The sequence below is a fragment of the Arcobacter thermotolerans genome (assembly GCF_983172305.1).
The window spans coordinates 1-23,248 of the sequence record NZ_CFAFZJ010000003.1 but is presented as its reverse complement, the minus strand read 5'-3'; the positions used below and the strand labels follow the sequence as shown (position 1 = coordinate 23,248).

Sequence of the window (23,248 nt, the reverse complement as noted above, 5' to 3'; positions counted from 1 at the left end):
ATTGAAGCTATTTTATAAAATATTTAGATATAATAATTGCTTAATTAAATTTGATTTTTTAGGTTATTATGACAAATAAAGAGTTTTTATCACTTATTCAAAAAGAGACAAGCAAAAATGACTTCGAAAGATATTTAAAACAACTTGTTTTAAAAAAATTATCTATTGAAGAGAATATTGCAATATTTGAAGTAGGAAATAAATATATAGCTTCATGGATAAAAAGTAAATATACAAATCTTATTCAAAACTGCTTTGAAAAAAATATTAATATTAAACCAGATATTGAAATTAGATTAATTGGTGAAAAAAAGACAAAAAAAGAGACACAAAATATTCAAATTCAAAATCATACTCCAGAAAGTACGATACTAAATCCTTCATATACTTTTGATTCATTTATAGTTGGTCCTTCAAATCAAATGGCTTATAATGCAGCTTTAGCAGTAGCTTCAAAACCAGGTGTTCAGTATAATCCACTTTTCATATATGGTGGAACTGGTTTGGGTAAAACTCATATTTTACAAGCTATTGGAAATCATGCTTTAGAAAATGATAAAACTGTAATATATGTAACAATTGAGCAGTTTATGAACGATTTTATATTTTCTATAAACAAAAAAAATATGGAACATTTTAGAGAAAAATATAGAAATTGTGATTTACTTTTAATAGATGATGTACAGTTTTTAAGTGGAAAAGAGAGTACTCAAGAGGAATTCTTCCATACTTTCAACGAATTACATAATGCAAAAAAACAAATTGTAATGACAAGTGATAGACTTCCATCTCAAATAGCTGGACTTGTTGATAGATTAAAATCAAGGTTTGAATGGGGACTTACAACAGATGTTCAAATTCCAAAACTAGAGACTAAAATTGCAATTATTGAAAAAAAATCAGAACTAAATGGGATAAATTTAAGTCGAGATATCGTCTCGTTTATTGCAACAACTCTTGATAGTTCAATTAGAGAGATTGAGGGTGTATTAATAAGAATAAATGCAAGTGCATCTTTACTTAATCTTGAAATAAATCTACAAATGGTTCAAAATCTTTTAAAAGATCAAATAAAAGAGAATAAAGAGAATATAAAACTTCCAGATATTATAAGCTTAGTTGCAAATGAGTTAAATATTAAACCAAGCGATATAAAATCTAAAAAAAGAACTTCTAGTGTAGCAAATGCAAGAAGAATAGTTATATATCTTGCTCGTGAATTAACTCACAATTCAATGCCTGATATTGCAAAGTTTTTAGAGATGAAAGACCATAGTTCAATCTCTCATAATGTTAAAAAAACAACTGAACTAATTGAAAAAGATGAAAATTTTAAATTAATAATTCAAAATTTAAAAAATAAATTAATAAACAAGGAGTAATAGTTAGATGTGTGAAAAGATGTGAATATATATTTGATTTTAATCACTATATAAAACATCGATATTTTAGTGCTTAAAACAGTATTTACATCTTTTCACATAGACTACTACTAATACTTGAAAATAAATAAAAAATAGGAGAAAGAAATGAAGCTAGTAATAAACAAATCTGTTTTTGAAAATGTTGTAAGTCAAATGCAACCATTTTTAGAAAAAAAAGATTCAAGTGCAATTACATCTCATTTATATTTAGAAATTGCAAATAGCAAAATGACTATAAAAGCTACTGATTATGAAATTGGTCTTGAAGTTATAATTGATACAATAAGTAATTTTGAAGATGGAAAAACAACAGTAAATGGAAATAATCTATTAGGATTTATTAAAAGATTAAAAAATGAAGATATTACTTTAGAAACTAGTTCAAATAACTTAATAATAAAACAAGGTAAATCAATATTCAAATTACCAAGTTATGATCCAAATGAATATCCAACTATAAATAGATATGAAAATTTAAAAGATTTAACTATATCTACAATTAATTTTATAAATTCAATTAAAAAAATATCTCCTGCAATAGATAACAACAATCCAAAGTTTGAATTAAATGGAGCATTATTAGATATAAAAAGTCAAAAAATAAATTTTTGTGCAACAGATACTAGAAGATTAGCAATGAATAGTTTAGAAAATATGTCAAATGAAGAAGTTCAATTAATTATCCCAAAAAAGGCTATTTTTGAAATTCAAAAACTATTTTTAGATAATGCAAAAATTTCATATGATAATACAAATTTAGTAATTTCAAATGAAAATACAACTTTCTTTACAAAACTTATAAATGGAAAATATCCAGATTATGAAAGAATTATTCCATCAAATCTTAAAAATAATCTATATATTCCAAAAAATATATTTATTGAATCTATAAAACTTATTACATCTTTAAATTCAAATATAAAAATTACATTTACAAAACAAGCTATTATTTTTGAATCTTTGGATACAGATAGTGTTGCAAATACACAAGTTGATATAGATTTAAATATCCCTAATGATTTTTATATAGCAGTAAATGCTAAATATATTTTAGATTTTTTAAGTATGACAACAAGTGATAAGATTAAAATAGGATTTAATGAATCAAATCTTCCATTTTATTTGGAAGATAATAAATTTATCACAATTGTAATGCCAATAGTTTTAGAAAAATAAAAGGAAAATAAAATGTCAGATTATGGTGCTAGTAATATTAAAGTTTTAAAAGGTCTTGAAGCTGTTAGAAAAAGACCAGGGATGTATATTGGTGATACAAATATAAATGGTCTTCATCACTTAGTTTATGAAGTTGTTGATAACTCAATAGATGAGGCAATGGCTGGATTTTGTAGAAATATAAAAGTAACTTTAACAAAAGATGGATGGGCTAGAATTGAAGATGATGGAAGAGGAATTCCAACTGCAATTCATCCAACTGAAGGAATAAGTGCTGCAACTGTTGCTTTAACAGTTCTACATGCTGGTGGAAAATTTGATAAAGATACATATAAAGTTTCAGGTGGACTTCACGGAGTTGGGGTTTCAGTTGTAAATGCTTTATCAAAACATCTTAAAATGACTATTTACAGAGAAGGGAAGATTCACTATCAAGAGTTCAAAGAGGGAATTCCTCAAGGAGCTTTAGAAGTTATAGGAGAAAGTCCTAGAAAAACTGGAACAACTATTGAATTTTTAGTAGATGATTCAATTTTTGAAGTTACAAAATATGAGTTTAATATTCTTAAAAAAAGATTTAAAGAAGTTGCTTATTTAAATCCAATTATATCTATAACTTTAGAAGATGAATTAGCAAAAATTAAAGAAGTTTACCATTTTGAAGGTGGTATTAAACAATTTGTTGCTGATTTAAATAAAGAGACAGCACTATGTGAAGTTATGCATTTTAGTGATAAAGTTGATGGTGTAGAAGTTGATATTGCTATGATGTACAACGATACATACATTGAAAAAACTCTATCTTTTGTAAATAATATTAGAACAATTGATGGTGGAACTCATGAAGCTGGTTTTAAAGCTGGACTTACAAGAAGTATCTCTAAATATTTAAGTGAAAATGCAGCTGCAAGAGAAAAAGATGCAAAAATAACTGGAGATGATGTAAGAGAAGGTCTTATTGCAGTTGTTTCTGTAAAAGTTCCAGAACCACAATTTGAAGGTCAAACAAAAGGAAAATTAGGAAGTTCTTATGTAAGACCAATTGCACAAAAACTTACAAGTGATAATTTAGATAAATATTTCGAAGAAAATCCAACACATGCAAGAGCAGTAATGGAAAAAGCTTTAATGGCTGCACGTGGTAGAGAAGCTGCTAAAAAAGCGAGAGAATTAACTAGAAAAAAAGACTCTATGAGTGTTGGAACACTTCCTGGAAAACTTGCTGATTGTCAAAGTAAAGATCCAACTATAAGAGAGTTATATCTAGTGGAAGGTGACTCTGCTGGAGGAAGTGCAAAACAAGGAAGAGATAGAGTTTATCAAGCAATTTTACCTTTAAAAGGAAAAATTCTGAATGTTGAAAAATCAAGACTTGATAAAATTTTAAAATCTGATGAGATTAGAAATATTATAACTGCACTAGGATGTGGAATTGGTGAAGATTTTAATGATGAAAAAGTAAGATACCATAAAATAATAGTTATGACGGATGCCGATGTTGATGGTAGCCATATTCAAACTTTACTTTTAACTTTCTTTTTTAGATTTTTAAGACCGATTGTTGAAAAAGGTTATTTATATATTGCTCAACCACCACTTTACAGATATAAAAAAGGTAAAAATGAGATTTATTTAAAAGATAATAATGCATTATCTGCTTATTTAATTGAAAATGGACTTGAAAATTTTGAATTTGAAGGTATGGGATATAATGATTTACTTGATCTGTTTAAACAAGTAGCAAGATATAGAGCTATGTTAGAACAATTAGCAAAAAGATACTCTTTGATTGAAGTTTTAAAATATCTAATTGAAAATAGTGATTTAGTAAATTTAGAGTTTGCTTCATTATATGAAAAAGTTAAACTCTTCTTAGAAGCACGAGGTTATAACATACTTTCAAAAACTATTACTGAAACAAAAATTCAACTTTTTGTTCAAACAAATGCAGGACTTGAAGAGTTAATAATTGATGAAGAGCTATTTGCATCACCTTATTTTAGTGAATCAACTTTTATATTTACTAAATTAAAAGAGAGAGATTTAACACTATTTGAAGGTAGAGATTTAATTGAACTTCTTGAAGAGATTGAAAGTTTAGCAAAAAAAGGTGCTTATATTCAAAGATATAAAGGTCTTGGAGAGATGAATCCTGAACAACTTTGGGAAACAACTATGACACCTGAAAATAGAAGACTTTTAAGAGTAAAAATAGAAGATGCAGAAGCTGCAAGTGATACATTTACTCTATTTATGGGTGATGAAGTAGAACCTAGAAGAAACTATATAGAATCTCACGCAAAAGATGTAGAACATCTTGATGTTTAAGCTAAAGGTTTTAAACCTTTAGCTATTGCTTTTGAAATTAAAAATCCGTGATTTAAACTACTTGAAATTGAACCTTCACTTGAAGAATTAACATCTCCAGCTATATATAAATTTTTACAACAACACTCAAAGTTTTCATCAAAAATTGGTTTTAAATTATCACTAAATTTTACACCACAATTTTTTAGAAAATCAGTAGGAGCTGTTCCTCCAATAGCATAAATTACTCTATTAAAATTTTCACTTTCACTATTTGAGAAGTTTACCTTTACAAATCCATTATCATCTTCTAAAGAGTTTATATCACAATTTAATTTTATAGTTAATTTTTTATTAGCTTCAAACTCTTTTAACGTATTTTCATTAATTTTATTTAATCTTGTAAAACTCTCTTTTCTATATGCTAAAGTTACAATATTATCATCCAAAGCTATAGAGTATGCATACTCAGCAGCACTATTTCCACCACCAACAACTAATATTTTCTCATTTTTTGAACAGCTATCAAGATTAAAATTTATATTTTTTTGAATCTCTGAAGCTATTTTATAGTTAGGTTTATTTGGTTTTCCCATCTTTCCAATAGCAATTACAACATTTTTTGCTTTATAAATATCTAACTTAGTGTGAACTTCAAAAATTCCATTATCAAGTTTTATAACTTTTTCTACTTCATTGTTATAAATAGTAGGTATATTGTATTTTTTTAAAAGGCTTTCAAAATAGTTTAATACATCTTCTTTTAATCCACCATCAAAAGGGATATTTCCAATAAGGTTAATAGTTTGATTACGCCAATATTTATCAACTCTTTTACCATCTTTATAAAAAGTTCTAATAGTATTAAAAAAATTATCACTTTTTTCAATTAATAGTATATTTTCAATATTTTCTATTTTTAACTCAATAGCACAACTCAGTCCTGAAACACCAGCTCCAACAATTACTGTATCAAATATTTTTGAACTCATTTTTTAACCTTTAAAAATATATTTAAATTTTATCCTTATTTTTGGGAATTAGCTTTATAAGAGATATTTGGATAGAATATTTTCAAAAAATTTTTAAAAAAAGGTTACTAATGGAAATAAAATATGGTGAAAAAGAGATTTTAGAGTTTGATATAAATAACGAAGAAAACTTTTGGCCAAACGAACATGATAAAAACTATATAATTGATATTGAGTTACCAGAATTTATGGCAAAATGTCCAAGAAGTGGTTACCCTGATTTTGCAACTATTAAGATTCAATATACACCAAATAAAAGAGTTATTGAGCTTAAGGCACTTAAAATTTATATAAACTCATTTATGAATAGATATATCTCTCATGAAAACTCTGCAAATGAGATTTTTGATACACTTTTTTCAAAACTAGAACCAAAATGGCTTAAAGTAGTTGCTGATTTTAAACCAAGAGGAAATGTTCATACAGTTATTGAAATAGATAGCTCAAAAATATAAAAAGAGAGTAACCTTGCAAAGATTGGTAACAACTTCAGAAGCTTCAGAGATTTTAGGAATCTCTTTGCAGGGTATTCACTACCGTATTAGAAGAAATCAACTAAAATCAGAGAAAAAAGATGGCAAACTATTTGTTTATATAGATGAAGAAACTATAAAAAATAGTTTAAAAAATGATAAACAAAATATTCAAGAAAATGTTTTTGAAAGAGTAATTAAATCAAAAGATGAACAGATAGAAATTTTGAAAAAATCTATAAAATGGATGAAAAATCAACATTTTATGGAGATAAAAAGACTTGAAAAAAATCAAAAAAGAATTATAGAAGTTTTTAATAGCGAGATAAAACTTTTACAAAGTGCTTTTAATGAAATGAGATCAATATATAAACCTCAAATTGAAAATCAAAAAAATGAGAAAAAAAGAGAGTTTATAAGCCTACAAGAGTTTTTTACTATTTTAAAAAGAGCTTCAAAGAGTGATTTGGAGATAAAAAATACTATTTTAAATTGTGTTAAAAATGGTGATAAAAGATTTATTTATAATAAAAATAGTAAAAAGCTTTTAATTTTAAATGATAGTTTCGAAGATTTACTTTGAAGAGATGCTAAAAGCACTCCTTCTTTATATTCCTAAATCTAATAAGCTTCTCTTATATTTTGTATCATTACTTTTATAATTTCATCTGCTTCCATTTTATTAGGTAGCTTGCATTTTTCTTTGTATGGTATTATCAGTTCTTTTAGTCCTGATAAGTTAAAATTTGCAATAATTGGATTACTATTAAATGGAGCAATTTTTAAAATAAGAGTTTTATTGTTTACTAATTCGTATAATTTTAATCTTAAATTTAGTGGATAATTTGATTCTAATTCATCAATTTCAGGATAAAAAATTGATTTAAAATCTTTTGAAACGGCGTAATATTTACCTTTAGCATCTAATAAGTTTGAGCCTAAACTTTGAACTTTTTTTTCAAAATCTGCATTTGATTTATTGAATATTTCTTCAGTTTTTTTGTCATAACTTATAACTCTTTCTAACATTTTAACTTTTTCTGTATGCAAAAAAGTATTCCAATTTATGATTATTTCAGGATAGTCTTCATTTACACATCTTACAATTAGTTTAATATTTTCTCCCAACATTTTATCTTTTGAATTATTTATAAATGCAATACCTTTATTTCCTGTAAAAGGATCTTTTTCTAAATCAAATTTTTTCCAGTTATTTGCTGATAATGTACTCATCAGTATAGTAATTAATATTAAATATTTTTTCATTTAAGCTCCTATTTTAAATATGTAGTCAATGTGTAGTAGTAAGTATCCCCATATCTTACTTTTGAGATAACTTGACCTTTATGTACAATAGTAAAGCCATATAAAATTTTACATTTCCCATCACGAATTAAATCTTCAGCAACATAAGCTCTGGAATTTCTATCCGTATCTGCAATTAGGTAAAGAGAACTTTCATTTTTGCAAGCAAATATATTAGCAAAACTAAAACTACCTAAGATAGACAATAAAAACATTTTTTTCATATAAACTCCTTTTTCTGATATTAACATATAAAATAACTATAAATAACTTTTTTAGTTTATTTTAAAAAATTATAATATCTTTTGTTTCTATTTTACTCTACATTTGTAACTTGATAAGATATTGTTACATAACTATACTTACGCTACGTTTGTAATGTAGGTAAATATGGATAAAGAGTTTAAAGATTTAAATAACGATGAATTATATAAACTCATTGGTAACAATGTTGCTAAATTTAGAAAGAGAGCAAACATGAGCCAATTAGAACTTTCTTTAGAGATGGGTAACAAATCTACTAGTTTAGTCGCTTCTGCAGAAATTTATAAAAATAATCGTAAATTCAATATTACTCAATTACATAAAATATCAAAAATTCTAAATATAGAATTTTGTGAATTCTTCAAAATCCAAAAGGATTAATTTCCAATAATTTTCCTATTTTTTATCTAATATAACCCAAAATAAATTTTTTTAATAAAAATTTAAATCAAAAAAAAATCACAGAAAGATTATAGGTTGTTTACAACTTTTTTGAATATTAAAAGCTTTTCTTATTACCTAAATAGTTACAGTAAATTTATTAAATATTTCATTTTATGAAGTGGTAATGCTAAGACTTTGATATTTGAAATTATAATTTTATCTCCATAAAGTAAAATCTAGTTTATTCTTATAAGGATTATCATAAATAGTTATTAAAGATATTTTCAATATTTATATCAAAGCAAATATCAATATTTTTAATATCTTTTAAAGTAAGAACTATACTTAACCAACTTATATATAATATCGGGAAATATCACTATATAAGGGCTTAGTATAGTTTCTAATTTTCAAGGTAGTCTAAAAATTAGATTACCTTACACTTCGTTATACGGTGTATTTCACTTCTTTTTTTTCTTGTATTTAACTCTAAAATCTAAATGAGGATATTTTTTGAGAATTCTATTTTTTATTCTTGAAACAGTAGTTAAAATACTCATCAATTCAAGTTCTAATTCATAAATATAATATGAAGAATAAAATTCTTTTAAATATTCCATCATAATCAATGGATTACTAAAATCCCCACCAAATTTTTTTGGATTAGATTTTATTTTATGAAATACCCAGTGGTATAATTGTTTTTTGAGATAATTATCCATTTTTCACCTCCTTTAGTTTTTCAATTTCTGATATTAAGGCATCGATACTATCAATATCTAAAAATTCAACCATATTTGAATTTTTTACTAATCTGCTATAAAATAAATCTATACAATTCTCATACAAAATTTCTAAGATTTCAAGCCTTGAAATTTGTTTTGGTTCAAAACCATAATCTTTTACGAAAAATTTTAAAGCTTGATGATTTACATTGTAATCTTTTGCTACTTTTTTGATTAAACTTTTCATTTTGACACCTCATCATTTAGGTTGAAAACTTTATTTATTTCATCTATTGAAAAAACAGTTACTTTATCACTAATTTTAATTGGAGTTATTTTTTTTAATTTTGACAATCTCCACACATTTGACTTGCAAATACCTAAGTATTCGGTAACCTCTTTGGCTCTGTAAAACTTTTTATTTTTAAGTTCTGTAAATATTTCTTTTGACATAATCGTCCTTTGTTGAATAATTTACAATTGCAATTGTGTTTGTATGTACATAATGGAATTATATTAAGTTAAAATTGGAAATTTAACGAAAGAAAAGAGTGTTTAATTCTTAGGAATTGAAGAATAATTCAATTCCTAATTTTTAAGACCTGTTATAAGTTCTTTATATTTTAGTTTGTCAATGTATTCTTTAGCAATATCTAAATATTTATTTATAGTTTTACTATCTACTGAATGTTCACCATGATAATGAGAAATATTGAATTGTATTTTAGATTTTTTTTCATTTTGTTTTATACCATCATAAATATAAAACATATCAGCTATGGTTAGTGTATTTATATTATTCGTTTTTTTATTAATATATAGAATTTCATTTGCTTTTTCTAAGTCCTCTTCTAATAACTCTGAATAACTTTTTATTCTTTCATTTGAATAAATATCATTTATTACATCTTTTAAAAATGCTTCAATATCTTTTTGTGGTAGATTTCGATTAATCTGAATATTATAATACTTCATTTTTGAAAAGACTCCTAATAATTCTGGTCTTTTATAGTTTGGTTTTATAATATTAGTCATTATATTGTGAGTATCATCTGTATGGTATGTTTGAGTTAAATTGTAAGAATTTTTAGTAATATATCTAAAAATAAAATCATCTTCTATATCTTCTATTTCAGTATCATTTTTATATTGAAAGAAGATTTGATTATATTCAGTTATATATTTTTCTTTATTTATTAATTTTTGTTTATATTCAGGGAAATCATTAATATCTTTCACTGTTTTTAATTCATAGTCAATTCTTTGTTTAATATATTGCTCTTCTTTACTTTTATATTGTTTTATTAAATCATCAAACCAAGGATAATCTAAAAATAAATTCAATACACTTATACATTTTTTGTCCATAAGTTGAATAGCATATATATTATAGTATCGTGAAGTTTTATCTCTAAAAATATCTGTAGATAAAATTGGTTTATAGTCACCGTTTGATAATAAATTTTCTAAATGTAAATTTAAAAAATTCTTAATTAATTCAATAACTTCTTTATTTCTAATTGTAAATTCATAAGCAACGCAAATATTTATTTCATGTTCATTAAAATTTTCTATATCTTTATAAATCTTATTTTCTCTTGGAAGTAATTTATTCATCTAATAACCCTTTTATATAATTACTCCACCACTCAACTAATGGTTTTATTTGTTCAAAGAATTCAGCTCTATGGTTATAAGCTAATTCCACTTTATTGCTATCGTGATGGTCTAAAAATCTTTTTTTTACATCATAATTTATGTTATGCTCATTTTGATGAGTATCTATCAAACTTCTATAAATTCCTCTAAAACCGTGCAATGTTTGTTTATTTTTATAACCCATTCTTTGAAGTGCAACATTTGGAGTATTTGAATTTAATACTTTATTGTTCACATATAAAAAAATATATTCTTGATGTGATGTATATTGATATTGATTTTTTAATATATTAACTACCTCATCAGATAATGGAACTTTAAAATCAGGTAGATTTTTATTTTTTACTTTCATAAGGTTTCTTGGAATAGTTAAACTCCTATTTTCAAAGTTTATATATTGCCATTTTTTAATTTTAGTATTTATTAGCCCACCCATAATATAGACTTTAGATAAGTTAGTGTTGTTATATAATGTTACTCAAAAGAGTTACTTTGTTTAAGAAACAACAATTATGTAAATATTTTGTTATTCTAACTTAAATTATTGTATCATAAAAAAATTATAAAGTGATTGTTTTTTAAGTCTTTGTTAAATCCAAATAGAGTATCGAAAGCACTCCTTCCCAGATACCCAATCACAACACTAAAAAAGGTGCCTTGCTATATTCCTATCCTGGGGCGTTGTCTTTAGAAATGCTTGAAAGGGTCTAAAAAGGAGCATTCAAAACACCTATGTGTTCTCAATGCTACTTTTAAAGATTGAGATTTTATCTAATGTAACTTTAATATATAATAAAAGAGAAAAATGACATATTTAATACTTTTTATTTCGGCTTTTGCATCTGCAACTTTGCTTCCACTTGGAAGTGAAGCTTTACTTATTTACAATATTAAAGAGGGTTTTAATATCTATGCTCTTTTATTAATTGCAACTTTTGGAAATGTTTTAGGCTCAATTTTGAACTACTATTTGGGTTTAAAAGGCGAAGAGTATCTAGTAGATAAAAAATTGGTTAAACAAAAATATATAGATAGTTCGAAAAGATATTTTGATAGATTTGGAGCTTTCTCTTTACTTTTTGCATGGTTACCAATAATTGGTGATCCAATCACTTTTATAGCTGGAGTTTTGAGATATGATTTTAGGAAATTTCTTGTTTTAGTAGTAATTTCTAAGTTCTCAAGATACCTTTTTATAGCTTTAATAGTTTAAATTTAATACTCAAAGGATTAAAAATGAAAATAGATATAGAGTCAATTGGTACAATATTTACAGAGTTTAAAGATCGTGAAAATATGCCTGTACAACCTTGTGGAGGCGATAAAAGTATAGGAAAAATTGTAATAAAAGATGAGTATAAACAAGGTTTAAAAGATTTGGATGGATTTAGTCATATCTATTTAATATACTATTTTCATAAATCAAAAGATTATAAACTAGAAGTTATCCCTTTTAATGATAAAACTAATTCAAAAAGGGGAGTTTTTTCAACTAGAACTCCGATTCATCCAAATAAGATAGGATTATCTTTGGTTAAGTTAGAGAGTGTTAAGGATAATATTATTGAGATTAGAGGGGTTGATATTTTAAATGAAACCCCTTTAATAGATATAAAACCATATATTCCAAATTTTGATTTTGTTGAGGGTGAGATTAAATCTGGATGGATGAACTCATCTTTAGATGAAGTAAAAAATAAAAAATCAGATAAGAGATTTTTATAAGAAGAGTCTATTTATAAACTCTTCTGCCAAGAGATAAATTATTTATTATTTTACTCTATATAATAGTATAAATGTTGCGAATGAAGATATTAATATACCAATAAATACAAATGTATTTATCTCTTCATGTATTGTAAAATATGATATTATAATTATTGTTGCTGGATTTAAATATACATAAGCCATAACTTTTTTTGGACCTAAAAATATTGTTCCTCTTTGATAAAGATAAGATGTAACAAGAGTTGCTAAAATACTTAAATATATAATATATAAAAAATCTTCAGTACCTATTTTTGTCCAATTTAATGGTATGTCGAAAATGATTAAAGATAAGCTCATCCAAATAACTCCACCAAATAAAGTCATGAATACTAATACTATCAATTCATCATCTTCTTTATGAAAATATTTCATACAAATTGAATATAAAGCCATAGAGAAAATAGCTAATAAAAATATAATATCTCCATTATTTAAAGATAAGGATATAAATAATTCTAAATTTCCTCTAAAAACTACCATAGATGTACCAATAATTCCAATAAAATACACCAAGTAGCTCATTAAACTAATTTTTTGATTAAAGACAAATATTGAAAAAACTGCTGTTATGAATGGTACTAATGTAAAAATAGTGCCTGTATTTAAAGCAGTTGTGTATTCTAAAGCTTTAAATAGACCTATAAAAAATAGTGAATAAAAAAAGCTTATGATCATAGCTCTATTGAATGTTGGAATAAGTTTTTTTCTATAATTTTGATTAAAAAATATAATTGGCACTAATACTAATGATGCAATTACAAATCTAAGTAAAGTTATTGAAATTGGATCTATAATTCCTGAAAGCTTTTGTGAAACTACAAATGAACCTCCTACTAAAAAAGTAGCTAATATAATAATTAGATGTGAATTTAATTCTTTTGACATAAAATCTCCTTTAAAATCTGAATAGTATTAGAATAAAAAAATTTATTCCTTTACATAAGTTGATTTTTTAAAACATTTTTATACCATTGGAAAAAAAGTTGATTAAAATGAATATAAATAGTGATGAAATTTTTGACTCTTTACATAAGACTATGAACTCTTATCATCCAATTTCAGATGAAGTTTGTCAAGAATTAAAAAATATCTCTAAAATTAGAACTATTAAAAAGAATGAATATGCTTTTAATATGTATGATAAAGTAAATAGCATAACTTATGTTTATAAAGGACTTTTTAGAACTTTTACTTTAAATGAGAAAGGTGAAGAATTTACAAAAAATTTCTTTTGGGAAACAAGATTTTATGGACCAATGCTTGCAATGCTTATGAACCTTCCAATAAGTTCTATAGTGGAAGCTTTGGAAGATTCTATCGTTATTGATATAGAACATGATAAATATAGAGAAATACTAAAAAAATATGATGATCTTAAAATGTGTCATATTTTGTACTTGGAAAAACATTGGATCTTGCAAAAAGATGATACAACATCATCACTTGTCTTGAATGATGCAAAAGAGAGATATGAAAAATTCAAAATAGAATTTAATCATATCTTACCAAGACTATCTCAATATCATATAGCATCATATTTAGGGATTTCTCCTACTCATTTAAGTAGAATAAAAAAGTAATATTTTACTTAAATTTTATTCCAAGAGATAAATGCCCAAGTTAAACTCTCTTTATCTTTTTTATTTTTATAAGTAGTATTAAAATATTCTCTTAATATTTTCTCCTCTTTTTTAGATATTTCTCCTAAACTCCATTTTAAGCTTTGAATAAATTCATCTTCATCTAAGGTATCAAATTTTGAAGATTTTGTCTCAATAAAATCAACCTTTGCATAAATTCCCATGCTATGAAGAGTATTTACTAAATAGATATAATCAGGTCGAGGAATAATATCTCTTTTTATTTGCTTTAAAATCTCTTTGTCTATAAAACTTCCACCTACTTTTGTTGTGATATAGACTCTTTTATTTGCTTTTTCATCTAATTTTTTTAAAGCTTTTTTTATATCTTTTACTTCCATAGACCTACTTGCAACTACAATATCAGCATTTGGAACATCTTCCCAAGAGTCATACCAAGATTTATGAATGCTTACTAAATTATCAATTTCTTTGTTTTTTGCATTTTGTTCGGCATAATTTAACATCTCTTTTGAATAATCAAGAGCATAAACAGTTTTTAATTTTTTTGCAAGAGCTAAACTAATAGTAGCAGGTCCACTTCCAACATCAAGCAAAGTTTCACAATCTCTTATATCAACTCTTTTTGTAAACTCTTTTGTGTATGGACTATTTAAAACATTTTGACTAAAATGCAAAGCCTTTTTATCCCAATCACTGCTACTTTTACTTTTAAAAGTAGAGTTCTTCATCTGTATTTTATATAGTTTTGAAAAGTTTAATTTATCTAAATTTGTTTTTATAAGTGGCATTTTTAATCCTTTAAATCTTTTTGATGGTTGGAGAAAATGCTTTTGTACTTACATTTACTTTTTCTCCAATTATTAAATTTTGAGCTTCTATATTTGAGATTACAACTTCTACAATTTGCTGACCAATAGCTACAATAGCGATATTTATAACATCAACTTTTATAATATCAAGAAGTTCTCCCTCAAGACTAAACTTTTGGCTTCCTTGAGTTTTAAGTAAAATATCCTTTGGTAAGCCATCATCTATAATTTTTCCATCTTTTAAAACTAAAACTCTAGATGCTAATTTATACATCTCACTTGGATCATGACTTACCATAATAGTTGTAGTTTTAAACTCTTTATGAAGTGTTAAAATCTCATCTTGAAGCTTTAATCTCATGTGGGGATCAAGAGCTGAAAGTGGTTCATCCATAAGAAGTATTTTTGGTCTTTTCATTAAAGCACGACAAAGACTGACACGCTGTTTTTGACCACCACTTAAAGAGTTTGGATATCTATTTTTAAGTTCATATAAATCTGTTAAGCTTAGAAGTTGTTTAGCTAAATCTTTATCTTTTTTTACATAAAGCAAATTATCAATTACACTTAAATTTGGAAATAGTGCATAATCTTGAAAAACAAATCCTATATCTCTTTTTTGAATAGGTTTTTTAATCTTTTCATTTAACCAAATTTCACCATCTACAATAATTTCTCCAAAAGCTTCTTCAAGACCAGCAAGAACTCTTAAAAGGGTAGTTTTTCCACTTCCACTAACTCCACTTAATGCTACAAATTCGCCATTTTGTAAAGATAGATTTATATCTAAATTCATAACTCCATTTGAACCGTGAAGCTCTTTATTTATATTTAAACTTATCATTTAGAAAAACCTATCTTTTTTTGGTTGCCATTGAAAATGTAAACGGCAAGTAAAGTTATGAAACTAAGAATAATCATAATTAAACTATAAATATGTGCATTCTTATAATCTAAAATCTCAACAAACTCATAAATTGCAATTGCTGCTACTCTTGTCTCATTTGGAATACTTCCACCAATCATCAAAACAACTCCAAACTCTCCAACAGTATGAGCAAAAGTTATTATTAGAGCTGTTAAAAGTGAAGGTTTTATATTTGGTAGAGCAATAAATAAAACTGTTTTAAATTTACCTTTCCCACTAATATAACTAGCCTCAAGCATATTTTTATTTAAGCTTTCAAAGCCACTTTGAAGAGGATTTACCATAAAAGGAAGACTATAAATACAACTAGCAATAATAATTCCATAAAAATTAAATACAAGTTTTATTCCAAAGTAATCATTGAAAAATTGACCAATTGGAGAATTATGTGATAATCCCCAAAGAAGATAAAATCCTAAAACAGTAGGGGGAACAACTAAAGGCATAGTACAAAGTGCTTCTAAAAATGGTTTAGCTTTTGACTTTGTTTGTGATAAATACCAGCTAAGTGGCAAACATAGCACAAACAAAATCAAAGTAGTAATAAATGCCAATTTAAATGAGAGCAAAAATGGTGCATAATCAACACTTAATAGATAATCAATCATGTAATATCCTTAAAATTGATAAATCACTAGCTTTTATTAAAATATTTACAATATTTCCCTCTTGTAAATCAAGTCTTTTTGAAGACTCTTTTGTGATTATACTTTCAAAAGTAGTATCTCCTATTTTTAAAGAGATACTACTTAATAACTCTCCATTTTCTATAGCAACTATTTTTGCAAGAGTTTGGTTTGATAAACTAATATCTTCTATATAGTTTTTTGAAATTATTACATTTGATGGTTTTACCAAAAGTTTTACCTTTGATTCCAATTTAACTTCCTTGTGTAGTTCTAAACTCATCATTTTTAAAGTTATATTATTAAAATCAAACTCTACAATATTTAAACTATCAATAGTTTTTATATCTTTTACTCTTGCAATCATAATAGACTCTTTATTTTACTAAATAACCAAAATCAATAAAGATTTTTTTTGCATTATCACTCAAAATAAAGTCATAAAATGCTTTTGCTTCTTTGTTATCTTTTGCTCTATTTAAAATAACAATTCCTTGATCAATTGGAGTGTAAAGTTTTGGATCTACACTTATCCAGTTAATATTCTCTTTGTATTGAGACATCTTTTCATCATATAAAGATGATTTTGCTATAAATCCAACATCAGCAGCAGTCATAGCATAAGTTACTGCTTGAGATATAGATTCAGCATACACAAATTTACTTTCAACTTTATCTAAAATATTTGCATTTTTAAGTGCTTCAATAGCAGCTGTTCCATAAGGAGCAGTTTTTGGGTTTGCAATAGCAATTTTTTCAATATCTTTATTAGCAAGCAAAGCAATACCTTTTGAGAAATCTAATGGTTTTGCACTTAACATTGCAACACTTCCTTGAGCATAAATAACTGGTTTTGTAGCAGTTAAGTTCTCTTTTTCTAAAGTTTCAGGAAATTTCATATCAGCACTTAGGAAAATATCAAATGGCGCTCCATTTTGAATTTGTGTAGTAAACTTTCCACTAGCCCCTAAAACAACTTCAACTTTTGTATCTGGATTTGTTTTATTAAACTGGGCAATTAACTCATTTATTGCATAAGAAACATTTGCTGCAACAGCTATATTTATAGTACCAGCAAATATGCTTGAACATAAAAATGTAAGTGCCAAAACAATTTTTTTCATAATTTTCTCCTTATTTTCCAATCATAATATCAGATGCTTTTATAATAACATCAACACTTGCTCCAACTTTTAAACCCATATTTTCTATAGAATTTATAGTCACAATAGCAACAATTTTGTCTTCATTTCCAATATTTACAACAACTTCAGCATTAACCGAACCAATATTTATCTCTTCAATATTTCCATTTAGGCTATTTCTAGCACTTAATTTCAAATTAGTTTGAGTTGATAACAAAACGTTGCTAGATTTAATAACAGCAACAACTTCATCATTTATAGCTAATCCTAAGTTCTCAACAGAGCTATTTGTTATAATAGAGACAATAGATTTTCCACTTTTTAGTTTCATTTGAATTTCAGCATTAACTGCGCCCAATGAAATTTTCTCAATTGTTCCAATTATTTGGTTTCTTGCACTTATTTGCATTGATAGCCTCCTTATAGTTTTTAGTGTTCCACTATTTAAATCAGTAATTCGGTTTAGATTTTCAATAAACTTTCTTTGCTCCTCTTTTAATAAACTATAAGTTGTTAAAAGATTTTCACCATATTGCGTAAGAGTAGTTCCACCACCACCAGCTCCACCTGTTTCTCTTGTAACTATTGGTGAAATCGATAGATTATTCATAGCTTCAACAGCTTCCCAAGCACTTTTGTAACTCATAGGAACAAGAGCTGCTGCTTTGTTTATTGAGCCTGTTTGTTTAATAGCTTTTAAAAGTTCAATTCTTTTTTCAAGTAAAAAAGGTTGATCTAAAAGCTCTAAACTCAAATTAGATGATATTGCCACATTTAGTCCTTATGTTATATTTTAAGATATATAACGAATGAGAATATTAGCTTTATATACCTTAAGAAATAATGATTAATTTTTTAAAAATTATTGTATTATGCCAAAATTAAATATTAAAAATATAACTTTTATATTTTAAAATAGGGAACAAATATGCAGGTACACGAGCTTTTATTACACATTCTTCCAGTAGTGATTTTTAGTTTTATAATAGGTTTGGAAGTAAGAGCCTATTTGACAAAATTTCATGAAAATGATGCTAGAGTTTTTTTTGGAACTACAAGAACTTATGCTTTTTTGGGAATTTTAGGATTTATTTTATATGAGATAGAGCCAAAGAATTTTTCACTTTTTATAGTTGGATTTTTGTCTATTACTTTTTTATACTCAATTTTATATAAAAAAATGCTAGATACAGATAAAAATAGCATACTTTTATATATAGTTTCAATAATTGTATATAGTTTTGGACCTCTTATAGGGATATTTCCTCTTTGGATAAGTGCTTTGATATTTGTATTGGTTATATTTTTGTTAAACTCAAAAAATAGAATTTTGACTTTCCATCCAAAAATAAACATCTATGAGTTAGAGACTTTTGGTAAAATTATTTTGCTTTCAGCAGTTGTTTTACCACTTCTTCCAACTGATAATAATATTCCATATTTAGGAATATCTTTATACAAAATCTGGCTTACGGTTGTTGTAATTTCTACAATCTCATATATAAGCTATTTGGTTCAAAAATATATTTTCCCATCAAAAGGTGTTTTATTGACTGGTATTTTGGGTGGTGCTTACTCTTCAACTGCTACAACAGTAGTATTATCAAAAAAAGCGCAAGCAGTACAAGATACAAATATGTTTACAGCTTCTATAATAAGTGCAACTTTTATGATGTATTTACGGCTTCTTATAATAGCTGCAATTTTTAATATTGAGGTGCTTAAAGTTATTGCTACACCTTATATAGTTTTTGGGCTTATTACTTTGATTATCTCTTTTGTTTATTATAAAAAAGCAACAAATGAAACTTCAAAAATTGAGACAGAAGATAGAAATCCTTTGGAGTTGGGAACTGCTTTTGTATTTGCGATTTTATTTATTGTTACTATGTTTATTACAAATTTTGTAGTAAATAATTATGGAACAACAGGATTAAATATCTTATCTTTTATTATAGGAATGACAGATATAGACCCTTTTATTTTGGCTTTATTGACTGGAAAATATAATATTGATGCAGTTGCGGTTGCAAGTGCGATGTTAATTGCTACTGGAAGTAACAATATATTAAAAGCACTCTATGCAGTTTGGTTTGGTAAGAAAAAAGCAGTTTCAAGTGCTTTTTGGTTAATTATTCTAGGATTTTTGACAATAGGTTTTGGTATATATATTTAATATTTTTACTTATTGTTACATTTTGTTTAAATTTTTAAATAAGTTTTTAAAATAAATGTAAATAAAATAAACTTTTGTTATAATCCACCATATTTTCGATTGATAATTGATGAGTATAAAACTTACAGCAGAAGTTTAACTAAAACACTATACTCATCACTTATTGATTAGATATCCATCTTCTTTAAATAATCACTAATCTTTGGAATATTATCTTTTCTACAAATCAAACAAGTTGGTATATTTGCTTCATCTTTTGGTAGGATAGTAATCTTTATATCTTTATCATATCCCATCTTTTTTACTATGCTTGTAGGAAGTAAAGTTTTTCCCATCCCAACTTTTATACATGAAAGAATAGTTTCCAAATTTCCAAAAGGAAGAGTTTTTTCAACATATATATTTTTCTCTTTGTAGTAGTTTTTTAAAAACTCATCATACACACAACCATCTTTAAAACTTAAAGCTACATTTGGACTATTTTCTTCTTGTGGTTCTAAAATAGCTATCTCCTCTTCAAACTTTTTTAAAATCATCAAACTATCATTTGTTGGCTCTCCACTAATAAATGCAATATCTACTTTGTAATCTAAAATTAGTTGCATAATATCTTTTGTAGTTCCAGTAAAAAGTTCTAATTGCATCTTTGGAAAATCTTCATGAAGTTTTAGTAAAAATGGAGAAATTCTCACAACTGCATTACAATCCGTAGAGCCTATTTTTAAAGAGCTTATTTGTTTATCTTCACATAAGCTTGCTATTGAACTCTCCATTTTATGTATTATTTCTAAAGCTTGTGGGTAAAATTTCTCTCCACTTGATGTTAAAATAACACCCTTTGGAACCCTATGAAAAAGTTCTAATCCTAAAACCTTTTCAAGCTGTTTTACTCTTGAAGTTACATTTGATTGAGCACATTTTAACTCATTTGCTGCTATTGAGATACTTTTGTTGTTTGCAACACTTACAAAAACTTTTAATAAATTTAAATCCATATCATTTTTCCTTATATCACCTATCATTATTGATTATTTGACACAAAATAACTATTCGTGATATTATGCCAAAAATTATAAGAGAGCTAGATTATGATAAAAAGATTGTTTAATCGAAATGATAATATTGCGATTTTAATCGCTGGGATTTTTTCAATAATTATTGGTCTAGGAGTTGCAAGATTTGCTTTTACAGGTCTTATTCCAGCTATGCTTGATAATTATTTGACTATCAAATTTGTTGGAATTTTAGCTTCACTAAATTTTGCTGGATATTTAAGTGGCTCTATTTTTTCAATTTTTGTAAAAGATATAAACTTCAAAGTATATTTATATAGATTTGGTATCTTTTTAGCTATTTCTACAACTTTTATTTTGGCATATAGTGACAACAACACACTTTGGATGCTAGGAAGAGTATTGGCTGGATTTGCAGGTGCTATGTGTTTGATTGTTGGAACATCTATTGTTATGCAAAAACTTACAATAAAAAGTAAAACAAAAGCTATGGGAATACATTTTAGTGGAATTGGTTTCTCTATTTTAACAACAGATTTATTAGCAAGATTTGTTTTAAGTTTGAACTATACATGGAGAGATAGTTGGGCTGTTTTAGCTGTTTTTGCAATCATTTTATCTTTGTATAGTGTATATATTTTATCATTTGATAAAGAGATAAAACAAAATGCGGTAAAAGTAAAGTTTGATATCTCTATATTTACTCCTTTTGTGATAGTTTTAATTATTGCATATTTTACAGAAGGTGTTGGATTTGTTGTACAAGCTACGTTTTTACCAGATATTATAAACAACCTTAAAGGTCTTGAAGGTTATGGAAGTCTTACTTGGACTTTGGTTGGGGTTGCTGGAATTCCGTCTTGTATTATTTGGATGCTTTTAGCTCATAGATTTGGAAGTTCAAATATTATTATAATAGCTCTTTTGCTTCAAGCAGTTGGGATTTTAATACCAGCTTTTAGCTCAAATATCTACTTAAATCTTTTAAGTGGAGTTTTGTATGGAGGCACTTTTATAGGACTTGTAGCACTTTTTATGAATCTTGGAGGTCAGCTATCACGTGGAAATCCTGTTGTTTTAATGGGAGCAATGACATCTTCATACGGAATAGGGCAGGTAATCGCACCACTTTATAGTGTATATTTTATTGAAAAATATGGAAACTATGATTATGCTTTATATTTAACAGCTTTTATTGTTTTGGGAGGAGCGGTTTTACTACTATTAGCCAAAAAATTTGAGCCAAAAGATATAGAGTAGAAACTCAAATAAACCTAAAATAACTCTTTATATAAAAAATAAGTAAAAAAATTTAAAAAATTATCAAAAAATCACCCCAATGGGTGATGTTTTTATTTTTTGATTTCGCTAAAATATTTGACTTTATTATTAATAGGAGATAATTATGGCAAATTTAGCACAAATACAATCAATTGCACAGGGGCAATTTTTTGTAAAAGATTCTCTGGGAAATTTAACTGAGTTAAAAGTAGGTGACACTGTATCTTTAAATGATACAATAGTTGCTGCAAGCTCAAATACAGATTTATCAAAAATAGAAATACTTTTTGATACAAATGAACTAATAACACTAAGTCAAGGTGAACAACTTTTAGATGCTACTTTACTAGCAAGTACTTTTGGGAATGAAGAGTTGGCATTTGATAAGCAAGAAGTAGATGAAACTCTAAATGCTTGGAATAATGCACAAGATGGTGATGCAACAGATATGGAGACAGCAGCAGGTGATGTAACAGAACAAGCAACAAATGCTGGTGATGAAAGAGCTGCTGATGGAGGAGCTTTAAGAAGTAAGTTTAACTCAAGAGATGGTTCTTCAACAAATGTTGAGAGTGATTTAAGAGATACTTCTTTTGGTGGAGGAAATACTGAAAATCCAGAAGAGCAAATTCCAACGGAGCTTTTGAATCCATTAGAAACAACAATTACAGATGAGGCAACACCATCAACTGAAGATACATTAACAGTAAAATTAGTAGCATGGGATGCAGTAAATAATGTAGCGCTTACATCTTCACAAATAGAAGAGGGTCAAACAGCATCTTATAAAATCATTGCTACAAAACCAGATGGAACAGAAGTAACAAACGGAACAGCAGATATTACATTTACAGATAAAACAACACAAGGTTCATCAGATTATACAGCTACAAGCAAAACAGGTGTAGCATTTGGAGAAGTGTTCAGTGCAGAAGCAGTAGATGATATGTTTAAAGAGGATCCAGAAACATTTGTTGTAACAATGTCAAATGTATCAGCTCCATCATATGAAAAAGTAGAAATAGGAAATACAGTTGTAGAAACAACAATTACAGATGAGGCAACACCATCAACTGAAGATACATTAACAGTAAAATTAGTAGCATGGGATGCAGTAAATAATGTAGCGCTTACATCTTCACAAATAG

Annotated in this window: 28 protein-coding genes and 1 other RNA gene; 12 read left to right on the top strand and 17 right to left on the bottom strand. The window is 26.3% G+C overall.

Annotated elements, in window-relative coordinates; genetic code table 11:
* The first annotated feature begins 68 nt into the window (after window positions 1-68).
* The 3 genes from dnaA to gyrB all read left to right on the top strand — a co-directional run bounded on the left by dnaA (window position 69) and on the right by gyrB (window position 4,928).
* Window positions 69-1,382, top strand: coding sequence for a chromosomal replication initiator protein DnaA (dnaA, locus tag AC5LG6_RS03095; protein WP_066155927.1), 1,314 nt, complete (start codon window positions 69-71; stop codon window positions 1,380-1,382).
* A 147-nt stretch (window positions 1,383-1,529) separates the two neighbouring features.
* Window positions 1,530-2,600, top strand: coding sequence for a DNA polymerase III subunit beta (gene dnaN / locus AC5LG6_RS03090; protein ID WP_066165585.1), 1,071 nt, complete (start codon window positions 1,530-1,532; stop codon window positions 2,598-2,600).
* 12 nt (window positions 2,601-2,612) lie between these two features.
* Window positions 2,613-4,928 (top strand): DNA topoisomerase (ATP-hydrolyzing) subunit B, encoded by a 2,316-nt coding sequence (gene gyrB, locus AC5LG6_RS03085; RefSeq protein ID WP_498585673.1) that lies wholly within the window; start codon window positions 2,613-2,615, stop codon window positions 4,926-4,928.
* On the opposite strand, the gene AC5LG6_RS03080 is transcribed toward gyrB, so the two are convergent.
* A complete protein-coding gene (locus AC5LG6_RS03080) occupies window positions 4,925-5,899 on the bottom strand; it encodes an NAD(P)-binding domain-containing protein (RefSeq protein WP_498585672.1) in 975 nt (324 codons plus the stop codon). The two genes, gyrB and AC5LG6_RS03080, sit on opposite strands and share 4 nt — an antisense overlap.
* 116 nt (window positions 5,900-6,015) lie before the next feature.
* On the opposite strand from AC5LG6_RS03080, the gene queF reads away from it, so the two are divergent.
* Together queF and AC5LG6_RS03070 are read left to right on the top strand one after the other, a co-directional pair.
* Window positions 6,016-6,393, top strand: a complete 378-nt coding sequence (gene queF / locus AC5LG6_RS03075; RefSeq protein ID WP_066156133.1) for a preQ(1) synthase — start codon at window positions 6,016-6,018, stop codon at window positions 6,391-6,393.
* A 13-nt stretch (window positions 6,394-6,406) separates the two neighbouring features.
* Window positions 6,407-6,994: a DNA-binding protein gene (locus AC5LG6_RS03070; protein WP_498585671.1), complete on the top strand. Its 588-nt coding sequence runs from the start codon at window positions 6,407-6,409 to the stop codon at window positions 6,992-6,994.
* Between the two features lie 38 nt (window positions 6,995-7,032).
* Here the strand turns inward: AC5LG6_RS03070 and AC5LG6_RS03065 are convergent, their stop codons facing one another.
* Window positions 7,033-7,677, bottom strand: a complete 645-nt coding sequence (locus AC5LG6_RS03065; protein WP_260921504.1) for a hypothetical protein — start codon at window positions 7,675-7,677, stop codon at window positions 7,033-7,035.
* A gap of 8 nt (window positions 7,678-7,685) precedes the next feature.
* A complete protein-coding gene (locus AC5LG6_RS03060) occupies window positions 7,686-7,931 on the bottom strand; it encodes a hypothetical protein (RefSeq protein ID WP_498585670.1) in 246 nt (81 codons plus the stop codon).
* A gap of 175 nt (window positions 7,932-8,106) precedes the next feature.
* Here AC5LG6_RS03060 and AC5LG6_RS03055 point away from each other — a divergent pair, with 175 nt between their 5' ends.
* Window positions 8,107-8,361 carry a helix-turn-helix transcriptional regulator gene (locus AC5LG6_RS03055; RefSeq protein ID WP_260921500.1) on the top strand — a complete coding sequence of 85 codons (255 nt, stop codon included), beginning with the start codon at window positions 8,107-8,109 and terminating at the stop codon, window positions 8,359-8,361.
* A gap of 464 nt (window positions 8,362-8,825) precedes the next feature.
* Here AC5LG6_RS03055 and AC5LG6_RS03050 read toward each other — a convergent pair whose 3' ends face one another.
* The 6 genes from AC5LG6_RS03050 to ffs form a co-directional block, all read right to left on the bottom strand.
* Complete coding sequence (locus tag AC5LG6_RS03050; protein ID WP_498585669.1) at window positions 8,826-9,086, bottom strand: hypothetical protein; 261 nt, start codon at window positions 9,084-9,086, stop codon at window positions 8,826-8,828.
* Window positions 9,079-9,336, bottom strand: a complete 258-nt coding sequence (locus AC5LG6_RS03045) for a hypothetical protein (protein WP_498585668.1) — start codon at window positions 9,334-9,336, stop codon at window positions 9,079-9,081. The genes AC5LG6_RS03050 and AC5LG6_RS03045 overlap by 8 nt, the downstream gene beginning before the upstream one ends.
* Entirely contained in the window at window positions 9,333-9,542 is a 210-nt protein-coding gene (locus AC5LG6_RS03040) for a helix-turn-helix transcriptional regulator (protein ID WP_498585667.1), read from the bottom strand. The genes AC5LG6_RS03045 and AC5LG6_RS03040 overlap by 4 nt, the downstream gene beginning before the upstream one ends.
* Before the next feature lie 135 nt (window positions 9,543-9,677).
* Window positions 9,678-10,706: a hypothetical protein gene (locus AC5LG6_RS03035; RefSeq protein WP_498585666.1), complete on the bottom strand. Its 1,029-nt coding sequence runs from the start codon at window positions 10,704-10,706 to the stop codon at window positions 9,678-9,680.
* Window positions 10,699-11,184: a tyrosine-type recombinase/integrase gene (locus AC5LG6_RS03030; RefSeq protein WP_498585665.1), complete on the bottom strand. Its 486-nt coding sequence runs from the start codon at window positions 11,182-11,184 to the stop codon at window positions 10,699-10,701. The genes AC5LG6_RS03035 and AC5LG6_RS03030 overlap by 8 nt, the downstream gene beginning before the upstream one ends.
* A gap of 181 nt (window positions 11,185-11,365) precedes the next feature.
* An RNA gene (gene ffs / locus AC5LG6_RS03025) (signal recognition particle sRNA small type) lies at window positions 11,366-11,462 on the bottom strand.
* A 91-nt stretch (window positions 11,463-11,553) separates the two neighbouring features.
* Here ffs and AC5LG6_RS03020 point away from each other — a divergent pair.
* On the top strand, window positions 11,554-11,961 hold the full coding sequence (locus AC5LG6_RS03020) for a YqaA family protein (protein WP_066160602.1): 408 nt from the start codon (window positions 11,554-11,556) through the stop codon (window positions 11,959-11,961).
* A gap of 23 nt (window positions 11,962-11,984) precedes the next feature.
* The gene (gene tsaA, locus AC5LG6_RS03015; RefSeq protein ID WP_081560398.1) at window positions 11,985-12,473 is read left to right on the top strand and encodes a tRNA (N6-threonylcarbamoyladenosine(37)-N6)-methyltransferase TrmO; all 489 of its coding nucleotides are present in this window, start codon (window positions 11,985-11,987) and stop codon (window positions 12,471-12,473) included.
* Between the two features lie 45 nt (window positions 12,474-12,518).
* Here the strand turns inward: tsaA and AC5LG6_RS03010 are convergent, their stop codons facing one another.
* Window positions 12,519-13,403: a DMT family transporter gene (locus tag AC5LG6_RS03010; protein ID WP_498585664.1), complete on the bottom strand. Its 885-nt coding sequence runs from the start codon at window positions 13,401-13,403 to the stop codon at window positions 12,519-12,521.
* Window positions 13,404-13,510: 107 nt separating this feature from the next.
* Between AC5LG6_RS03010 and AC5LG6_RS03005 the strand changes: the two genes are divergently transcribed.
* Window positions 13,511-14,098, top strand: a complete 588-nt coding sequence (locus AC5LG6_RS03005) for a Crp/Fnr family transcriptional regulator (RefSeq protein ID WP_109066587.1) — start codon at window positions 13,511-13,513, stop codon at window positions 14,096-14,098.
* Window positions 14,099-14,106: 8 nt separating this feature from the next.
* On the opposite strand, the gene AC5LG6_RS03000 is transcribed toward AC5LG6_RS03005, so the two are convergent.
* Genes AC5LG6_RS03000 through AC5LG6_RS02975 form a run of 6 tightly spaced genes read right to left on the bottom strand, consistent with a single transcriptional unit; the run spans window position 14,107 to window position 18,402 of the window.
* On the bottom strand, window positions 14,107-14,910 hold the full coding sequence (locus AC5LG6_RS03000; RefSeq protein WP_498585663.1) for a class I SAM-dependent methyltransferase: 804 nt from the start codon (window positions 14,908-14,910) through the stop codon (window positions 14,107-14,109).
* Window positions 14,911-14,920: 10 nt separating this feature from the next.
* Window positions 14,921-15,775 (bottom strand): ABC transporter ATP-binding protein, encoded by an 855-nt coding sequence (locus AC5LG6_RS02995; protein WP_498585662.1) that lies wholly within the window; start codon window positions 15,773-15,775, stop codon window positions 14,921-14,923.
* On the bottom strand, window positions 15,772-16,467 hold the full coding sequence (gene modB / locus AC5LG6_RS02990; protein WP_260891393.1) for a molybdate ABC transporter permease subunit: 696 nt from the start codon (window positions 16,465-16,467) through the stop codon (window positions 15,772-15,774). Before modB ends, AC5LG6_RS02995 begins: the two co-directional genes overlap by 4 nt.
* Window positions 16,460-16,852: a TOBE domain-containing protein gene (locus AC5LG6_RS02985; protein ID WP_141046136.1), complete on the bottom strand. Its 393-nt coding sequence runs from the start codon at window positions 16,850-16,852 to the stop codon at window positions 16,460-16,462. The genes modB and AC5LG6_RS02985 overlap by 8 nt, the downstream gene beginning before the upstream one ends.
* 10 nt (window positions 16,853-16,862) lie before the next feature.
* Window positions 16,863-17,609 (bottom strand): molybdate ABC transporter substrate-binding protein, encoded by a 747-nt coding sequence (modA, locus tag AC5LG6_RS02980; RefSeq protein ID WP_186984701.1) that lies wholly within the window; start codon window positions 17,607-17,609, stop codon window positions 16,863-16,865.
* Between the two features lie 10 nt (window positions 17,610-17,619).
* Complete coding sequence (locus AC5LG6_RS02975; protein ID WP_498585661.1) at window positions 17,620-18,402, bottom strand: TOBE domain-containing protein; 783 nt, start codon at window positions 18,400-18,402, stop codon at window positions 17,620-17,622.
* A gap of 156 nt (window positions 18,403-18,558) precedes the next feature.
* Between AC5LG6_RS02975 and AC5LG6_RS02970 the strand changes: the two genes are divergently transcribed.
* Complete coding sequence (locus AC5LG6_RS02970; RefSeq protein WP_260892296.1) at window positions 18,559-19,806, top strand: MgtC/SapB family protein; 1,248 nt, start codon at window positions 18,559-18,561, stop codon at window positions 19,804-19,806.
* 167 nt (window positions 19,807-19,973) lie between these two features.
* On the opposite strand, the gene AC5LG6_RS02965 is transcribed toward AC5LG6_RS02970, so the two are convergent.
* Complete coding sequence (locus AC5LG6_RS02965; protein ID WP_066219161.1) at window positions 19,974-20,801, bottom strand: LysR family transcriptional regulator; 828 nt, start codon at window positions 20,799-20,801, stop codon at window positions 19,974-19,976.
* 96 nt (window positions 20,802-20,897) lie between these two features.
* On the opposite strand from AC5LG6_RS02965, the gene AC5LG6_RS02960 reads away from it, so the two are divergent.
* Window positions 20,898-22,079, top strand: coding sequence for a YbfB/YjiJ family MFS transporter (locus AC5LG6_RS02960; protein ID WP_498585778.1), 1,182 nt, complete (start codon window positions 20,898-20,900; stop codon window positions 22,077-22,079).
* A 145-nt stretch (window positions 22,080-22,224) separates the two neighbouring features.
* Window positions 22,225-23,248: hypothetical protein (locus tag AC5LG6_RS02955; protein ID WP_498585660.1), on the top strand; the 1,024-nt coding region annotated here is incomplete at its 3' end.